Genomic DNA, 6,000 nt, shown 5'->3' with positions numbered 1-6,000 from the left:
ACTTGTTCGCACCTTCCTTAGGATTTTCGCCACTGAATAAATTATAATAAATTGATTTTATAAGATATTCGTCATGGGCTATATGACCAGTACGAGTTGCATGCTCTAATGTTTCAGATGCCAGTATATGTGCGGCTTCAGCAAACATCCCAGGCCAACCCTTACTCAGCATAGACAGTCCTTTAAGGACTCTTATCTGAATCTCCCTCATACTCGCACCATCACGTGCAACAGGTAAGAAAAAGTCTTCCAGTAGGTCTTTGATCTGAAGTGGCGCAACATGTACTGAAGGATATATCACTTCAGTTTCATCTATTTTATTCTGCGCGTAAGCGGAGAGTATTCGAACACCTCTGCCAATGACATCAATCGCAGTACCGGGATCGTTTACTGCGGGCGAAAGGGCCCTGCAGGCTATTTCGGCCATGACGCTGAGACAGAATCGGGGATCCTGAGCAAATGAACGCACATCCGAGACAATGATCGTTTCAAGTAAATCGGTACAGATTGATGACTCCTGACCAGAACTCAGGTACAAAACTGGCATCGATGGATGTATGAAACTGCCTGGCTGCGCCACAAGATATACATGACGAGGATCATTGCTCAGCAGACTGCCGAGCTTGACCATGTCAATATATTCAACATAGCCAATTTTCTCCGGATATACGGCAACAGTTCCTTTTGGTTGTTCATTGTTCTCAAGCCATGGATATCCGCCAAGACATGGACTTTTTGCTCTCGCAATAAATGTCTCGATCGCCGCCTGTTCTACTTTTGCTGTTGTCTCACCTACCCTGCCCAGAGAGGTCAAATGCTGTATCCAGCGAAGCAATGTGATGATTATTAAGGCAATGACAACCAGTGTTACAATGAATAAAATGACTCTACCCCTTTCTCCGTAGGCTCCCATATTGAGGGCAATAATCCCTACCAGGCTGAAGAGAAAAGAACCGATAAAAGTGGCCAGTACATTTTGTGTGGTTACGTCTTCTACAACTAAACGCGTGGCTCTGGGCGTCACATTAGTAGTGGCTGAACCGTAAGCGGTGACCATGATACTCAGTGAAAATGTGGTCACCGCCAGCATACTCGATGCCAGTATGTTCAGAATATTATCAACTGCTTCCGCACCAACCTTCACTGATACTGACTCTGGGATCATTGATCTAAAAAGAATAGATAAAAGGGCCGTTATTATTGCTATCATTGCAAATAACGTTGCCCTGAACCATAGTTTTTTAAGTGTCTGCCTGAGAATCCATTGCCAGCGTAAAATCATTCAGCATATCCTTGTATTAAGTTCGGGAAAATAAATGCCGCCCGGCAGGACGGCATTTTTGTATTAACGAACGAGGTGCAGGAAGTGCAGGTGTTTTTCGTACTGGTCCAGTATGTCATTAATCAGCTGTTCCTGATTCCAGCCCATCACATCATAGTTTTGACCGCCTTCTTTCAGATAGACCTCAGCGCGATAATATCGATGTTGCTCAACCTGCTGCTCGTCATTGTCCATTGCAGCCATGGCGAAAGCCGGTGAGTTATAGCCACGAAGTCTCACTTCATAAATAAAGTTCAGCTCATTGCCCAAATCGACTTCAAGCCGAATTCGTTCGTCATCAGTATCACTTATATGGCTTATCGTTCCCTGTTTATTCAGTTCTTCCTGAACCAGCGTCATGGCGGGCTGGATAACGTCGCCCATAAAGCGTTTCACAAGAGAGCGCTTTGGCAGATAAGCGATATTGCGCAAGCGTCTCTGCCATGGAATCGGGTTACGCGCTGCAGTCGGAGCAATAGTCGCCATGCTCAGGCTTTCACGCTTGGTCAAATCCCGACGCAGGGCTTTTAATAATCCGTATATGGATATCAGTAAAATCACTGAGAAAGGTAATGCGCTCGCTATTGTCACGGTTTGCAGCGCGCTCAGTCCCCCCGCAATCAGCAGTGCGATTGCCACAATCCCTATGAGCGAGGCCCAGAAAATTCGCTGCCATACAGGCGTGTTAGCGACGCCACCCGATGCCAGCGTATCAACAACCATTGCCCCGGAGTCAGCCGAGGTGACAAAGAAGACAATGACCATCGCCATTGCAATAAATGACAGCACGGAAGAAAACGGGAAATGCTCCAGGAAATTAAACAGGGCCAGCGCGACATCCTGCTGAACGGTATTGGCGAGATCAGCCGCCCCCTGGTGCATAATGAGATAGATTGCGCTGTTACCAAACACCGTCATCCACATGAGCGTGAAGCCGGCGGGAACAAACAGCACGCCGGTGACAAACTCGCGAATGGTTCGACCGCGCGAGACTCTTGCGATGAACATCCCCACAAACGGCGACCATGAAAGCCACCATCCCCAGTACAGTAATGTCCAGCCCCCCAGCCAGTTGCTCGACTTAGGTTCATACGCATAAAGGTTAAAAGTTTTACTCACCAGTTCAGAAAGATAACCGCCCGTATTTTCCACAAATGACTTCAGCAGAAGCACGGTTGGTCCCAGACACAGGACCAGCGCCAGCAGCAGCACTGCCAGGCCCAGGTTGAGCTCAGACAGTATACGTATTCCCTTGTCCAGGCCGGACACCACCGAAATCGTCGCTAAACCAGTGATGACAACGATTAGAATCACCTGCACCGTTTCATTAATAGGCACCCCGAAAAGATGATTCAAACCAGCATTCACCTGCAAAACACCGTACCCCAGCGATGTCGCAACGCCAAAGACGGTGCCAATAACGGCGAAAATATCAACCGCATGGCCTACAGGTCCGTATATGCGCTCGCCAATAATGGGATAAAGTGCGGAACGCAGCGTTAAAGGCAGACCGTGACGGTAACTGAAAAAGGCCAGGATCAGTGCCACAATGGCATAGATTGCCCATGCGTGCAGGCCCCAGTGGAAGAACGTCAGGCGCATTGCTTCCTTCGCTGCCGCAACGGTCTCTGGAGTGCCGACAGGAGGTGAAAGATAATGCATCACAGGTTCAGCAACGCCAAAGAACATCAGGCCGATCCCCATCCCTGCCGAGAAAAGCATCGCAAACCAGGAGTGATAGCTAAAATCAGGCTGCGCATGGTCCGGACCCAGTTTGATATCACCGTAGCGTGAGAGTCCCAGGAACGAGACACTCAGTAGAATCAGGGCCACTGCAAGGATGTAGAACCAGCTGGCATTCGTGAAGATTTGTTGCTGAAGTAGTTTAAAATTTTTGTCGGCGACATCCGGGAATACAGCGGCAAAGGCGACAAGAAGGAAAATTAACAAAGCAGATGTAAAGAATACCGCTTTGTTAATCTGGCTTTTAGACTTCTTTTGGATTGTATCATTTTCACTCATAATCATTTATTCCATTAATTAAAATCCGCACTGTATAGAGGGTACTACATCTCAAAGATTAGCAAACTTCAACTTACGATGCGGCGTCAATCGGAATGCAGAGTGCAAGAGTGGCCATACAGATATCCTGTTGATAGTCTGCCAGCCGTCTTCTGGAGCATTTGATTTGCATAAATTGCATCAGATCTGGGGATTCACTTTGATTAGAGCAATATTGAGAATGACTTACTAACGTCTGATGTTGCGTAAAGCGGGCTTTAAGGATGGTCGCAATGTCAGAGGTAAGGACAGACGTTCAGGATGCAAATAATCAGTGCCGGTTCGTCGCTGATTTTCCTTCAGGCTGACTTGTCCAAAACGAGTAACAATCGCCGGTGATGCTGCCAACTTACTGATTTAGTGTATGATGGTGTTTTTGAGGTGCTCCAGTGGCTTCTGTTTCTATCAGCTGTCCCTCCTGTTCAGCTACTGACGGGGTGGTGCGTAACGGCAAAAGCACTGCCGGACATCAGCGCTATCTCTGCTCTCACTGCCGTAAAACATGGCAACTGCAGTTCACTTAGGGGTCCGCTTGGAAAAAGGAAATTATCCTACGCTAAGCGCATTTTTTGCACAGATGGCTACCGACTGAACGTAACGTGTGAGTCATGATCAGAAATGTGTTAACTCTAGGAATTGACACGACTTACTGTTTGATGGGGAAATCATGTTTAGCTATCTCAAGGCTATGTATCATCAATCAAAAATTCAGGCTGAACTCAAGGTACAGATACATGAACAAACTACGGTTAATGCTATCTGTCATCACCCTGAATCAATCGAGATCATTGCGGTTTTTTCGACTGATGCGTATTACCGAAAACGTAAGGACGCTGCTTTTCTGACAACCTGTTCTGTGCTCATGCGTACTTTAAAAGATGAATCCGTACCGATGGTACTACGGAAAACAGCATGGCGATTATTGAACGAAAGATACCAACGAATTAAGTTAAATCAGGCTTATAGGATAGAAAATTTCTTGCTTGTTGCCGATTTTGAATATGCTCTCGAAGAACATGATGAACTAGCAGAGTAGTACTAGTGAGGCGATGAATACCGACAGTTAACGTGCATGTGACTTAAACGTCCGAAACCGGTCGGTTTCGTACACCGCTTACAGCACATGTCCGAAACTTAGTGAAATTAATTTCGGACACACGTTATAATTCGGACACCTATTTCGTACGGAAAGTTTCCCATGTCACGTGTTTTTGCCTACTGCAGGGTCTCAACTCTGGAACAGACCACAGAAAACCAGCGTCGTGAAATTGAAGCGGCGGGTTTTGCCATCAGATCCCAACGACTTATTGAGGAGCATATCAGTGGCTCGGTTGCTGCCAGCGAACGCCCCGGATTTATCCGGTTGCTAGATCGCATGGAAAATGGGGATGTACTGATTGTCACCAAACTTGACCGTCTGGGTCGTAATGCGATGGATATCCGAAAAACAGTAGAGCAACTGGCGGCTTTAGATATTCGCGTTCATTGTCTCGCACTCGGAGGCGTTGACTTGACCAGTCCGGCCGGAAAAATGACTATGCAGGTAATTTCTGCTGTAGCGGAGTTTGAGCGGGATTTGCTGCTTGAGCGAACGCATTCAGGTATTGCGAGGGCAAAAGCGGCTGGAAAACGCTTCGGTCGCCCTCCCATCCTGAGCGAGGAACAAAAGCAAACAGTGACAGAGCGCCTAAATGCTGGCATCAGTATCAGTGCTATTGCCCGGGAATTTAATACCACCCGCCAGACTATCCTTCGGGTAAAGGCTGGATTGCTGCAAGAGTGAGCGGCTGGGAAGATTATAAAAAAAATCAAATGGTTATTATGAGATAAAACAGCCTTCTGGGTTCTTTTCCCCCTATTTTTTATAAAAGAGTAGACAAAAGAGGTTCGCGATATTAACCTACCAACTAGATGGTTGGCACTGATTACACCAGCTATAACTTTTATCAAGAAATTACAGGAGCCATTATGTCTACTACCGTTAAACCTTCTGCAGACGCAGCTGCGATCCACAATACCCGTGAAGCAGTTCGCAGCCAGCCTGGCCTGGGTAACCTGACTTTCCAGATGAAAGCCCGTTCCAGCGGCGGATTAACCGTTCGCACAGAGACCGGCGCCACAATCCAGAACGGCGTTATCGATACCAGCCGCGTGGGGAAATTTTCTAATATCGGTGATGAACCCGCAGGTTTACTCGGCACCGATACCGGCATGAGCCCGACTGAATACATCATGCAGGCGCTGGCTGGCTGTTATACCGCCACCCTCACCATGATGGCTGCTGAAAAAGGGATCGACCTGGACGGTATCGAGCTGGATCTTAATTTCGATATCAACCTCAACGGCTTCCTTGGGCTGGACAGCAACGTGCGTAAAGGTGCGAAATCTATTCGCGTCGATGTTCACCTTACGAGCAAGACCGCCAGTCGCGAGGAGTTAGAAGCGCTGGTCAGCGAAATGCAAAAGAATTCGCCAATCCACGATACTCTGGCTAATCCGGTTGAAATGATTACACGCCTGGCGTGATGTCAGAGATGTAATGCTGCCATTCAGAATGCAGGATGGCAGTGACGTTCAGCTCTGCACGATACTGAGTCAGTGATACAACTTGCTACGGA

General features: G+C 47.5%; 5 protein-coding genes and 1 pseudogene. 4 read left to right on the top strand and 2 right to left on the bottom strand.

What is annotated here, in order from left to right; all coding sequences use genetic code 11:
• Together B498_RS06680 and B498_RS06685 are read right to left on the bottom strand one after the other, a co-directional pair.
• Nucleotides 1–1,282: DUF2254 domain-containing protein (locus B498_RS06680; RefSeq protein ID WP_008502233.1), on the bottom strand; the 1,282-nt coding region annotated here is incomplete at its 3' end.
• A gap of 63 nt (nucleotides 1,283–1,345) precedes the next feature.
• Nucleotides 1,346–3,343 carry a BCCT family transporter gene (locus tag B498_RS06685; RefSeq protein ID WP_008502232.1) on the bottom strand — a complete coding sequence of 666 codons (1,998 nt, stop codon included), beginning with the start codon at nucleotides 3,341–3,343 and terminating at the stop codon, nucleotides 1,346–1,348.
• Between the two features lie 428 nt (nucleotides 3,344–3,771).
• On the opposite strand from B498_RS06685, the pseudogene B498_RS0121560 reads away from it, so the two are divergent.
• From B498_RS0121560 to B498_RS06695, 4 genes and pseudogenes are all read left to right on the top strand, one after another.
• Nucleotides 3,772–3,903 (top strand): annotated as a pseudogene (locus tag B498_RS0121560) (IS1 family transposase); the annotation flags it as partial.
• Nucleotides 3,904–4,049: 146 nt separating this feature from the next.
• Nucleotides 4,050–4,418 (top strand): hypothetical protein, encoded by a 369-nt coding sequence (locus B498_RS0121555; RefSeq protein ID WP_032622988.1) that lies wholly within the window; start codon nucleotides 4,050–4,052, stop codon nucleotides 4,416–4,418.
• 162 nt (nucleotides 4,419–4,580) lie between these two features.
• Entirely contained in the window at nucleotides 4,581–5,165 is a 585-nt protein-coding gene (locus B498_RS06690; RefSeq protein WP_008502231.1) for a recombinase family protein, read from the top strand.
• Nucleotides 5,166–5,350: 185 nt separating this feature from the next.
• Entirely contained in the window at nucleotides 5,351–5,908 is a 558-nt protein-coding gene (locus B498_RS06695) for an OsmC family protein (RefSeq protein WP_000108589.1), read from the top strand.
• The last annotated feature ends 92 nt before the right edge of the window (nucleotides 5,909–6,000 follow it).

It is taken from the genome of Enterobacter sp. SST3, from assembly GCF_000286655.1.
GTDB classification, from domain to species: Bacteria; Pseudomonadota; Gammaproteobacteria; order Enterobacterales; family Enterobacteriaceae; genus Enterobacter; species Enterobacter roggenkampii.
Note: the sequence above shows the minus strand (reverse complement) of the source record. Positions and strands in the feature narration are given on the sequence as shown.